We start from the raw sequence: 2,363 nt of genomic DNA on the forward strand, positions 1-2,363 counted from the left end.
ACGGCGATGATTACCTTGAAGGCGGCTCCGGCTATGATATCCTGATTGGCGGTCCCGGTAATGATACTCTTAAAGGCGGTTATCGGGAAAAGGATCGCTATGAATTTCAAGCCGGCCATGGTCAGGACATTATTTATGATGAAGCATTCTCATACCAGAAAAATACTTGGGACGATGTTGTGTTCAAAGGTGCCCGTTTTGCTGATGCTCAGTTCATCCATACCGGTAATAATCTGATTATTAAAGCTTACGGAAATTCAGACTCAGTAACTCTGCCTAATTATTTTAATTATTATAATAATACTTCCCGCGGATTCAACTTTATTTTTGAAGACAGAACCATCAGTGTACAGGATATCATCAATGAAATGACATTTACTCTGAATGGCGACGATGGTGATAATGTCATTCATGGTTGGGATACCAGGGATATTATCAGCGGCGGTAAAGGTAATGATACCTTGCATGGGTATGCAGGTGATGATGAATTATATGGTGATGAAGGTAATGATACGCTTTACGGCGGCGATGGTAATGATATTCTTGCCGGTGGCGACGGCGATGATTATCTTGAAGGCGGCGATGGTAATGATACCCTTGTCGGTGGCGACGGCGATGATTACCTTTATGGCGGCGATGGTAATGATATCCTTGTCGGTGGCGACGGCGATGATTACCTTGAAGGCGGCGATGATAATGATACTCTTGTCGGTGGCGACGGCGATGATTACCTTGAAGGCGGCTCCGGCTATGATATCCTGATTGGCGGTCCCGGTAATGATACTCTTAAAGGCGGTTATCGGGAAAAGGATCGCTATGAATTTCAAGCCGGCCATGGTCAGGATATTATTGATGATGGAGCATACTCATATGAGACAAATCGACATGATGATGTTGTGTTCAAAGGTGCCCGTTTTGCTGATGCTCAGTTCATCCGTTCCGGTAATGATCTTATTATTAAAGCTTACAGAAATTCAGACTCTGTAACCCTGCCTAATTATTTTGTCGATTCTTACAAACATGGATTCAACTTTATTTTCGAAGATAAGACTGCTGGCGAAGAGAATATTAAAAATAACCTTATGCCTATTTTAAAAGGCGATGATAATGATAATGTGATTACGGGTTCTTCAAATAATGAAATTATTGATGGGGGTGCCGGTGGTGATAAATTATATGGCCAAAACGGTGATGATATCCTGATTGGCGGTGAAGGTAATGATTACATGGAAGGCGGGTATGGTAATGATACTTATGTTTTTGCCAAAGGCCATGGACAGGACACTATTGATGAAACTAGCGGTAATGATACCATTCAGTTTACTGATGTTAATTTTTCTGAAGTAAAATTTAGGAAAGAAAACTATGATTTAATTATTTACGGCTACAACGAAAATGATTCAATCCGGGTCAAGGACTTTTTCTATGGTAGTAATGATTACTATACAATAGAAAATTTTGTCTTTAAGGATCAAACCATTACTTTAGCTGATTTGCGTAAAAACGGTATGCAACTATTTGGTACCAGTGGTGATGATATCATTACTCTTACTAACGGTCGTGCTCTTATATATGGTGGTGACGGTAACGATACCATTACTACCGGCAGCACTAACGATGTTCTGGATGGCGGTGCCGGTGATGATAAATTATATGGCCAAGACGGTGATGATATCCTGATTGGCGGTGAAGGTAACGATTACATGGAAGGCGGGTATGGTAATGATACTTATGTTTTTGCCAAAGGCCATGGACAGGACACTATTAATGAAACTAGCGGTAATGATACCATTCAGTTTACTGATGTTAATTTTTCTGAAGTAAAATTCAGGAAAGAAAACTATGATTTAATTATTTACGGCTACAACGAAAATGATTCAATCCGGGTCAAGAACTTTTTCTATGGTAGTAATGATTACTATACAATAGAAAATTTTGTCTTTAAGGATCAAACCATTACTTTAGCTGATTTGCGTAAAAACGGTATGCAACTATTTGGTACCAGTGGTGATGATATCATTACTCTTACTAACGGTCGTGCTCTTATATATGGTGGCGACGGTAACGATACCATTACTACCGGCAGCACTAACGATGTTCTGGATGGCGGTGCCGGTAATGATAAATTATATGGCCAAGACGGTGATGATATCCTGATTGGCGGTGAAGGTAACGATTACATGGAAGGCGGGTATGGTAATGATACTTATGTTTTTGCAAAAGGCCATGGACAGGACACTATTAATGAAACTAGCGGTAATGATACCATTCAGTTTACTGATGTTAATTTTTCTGAAGTAAAATTCAGGAAAGAAAACTATGATTTAATTATTTACGGCTACAACGAAAATGATTCAATCCGG

1 protein-coding gene is annotated in these 2,363 nt (G+C 39.8%); it reads left to right on the forward strand.

Translation table 11 applies throughout. The features are described 5' to 3' along the window. The coding region (locus GYY70_RS11920; protein WP_304944920.1) for a calcium-binding protein at nucleotides 1–2,363 on the forward strand (2,363 nt) is incomplete at both ends.

It is taken from the genome of Snodgrassella sp. ESL0324, assembly GCF_013344955.1.
GTDB lineage: Bacteria > Pseudomonadota > Gammaproteobacteria > Burkholderiales > Neisseriaceae > Snodgrassella > Snodgrassella alvi.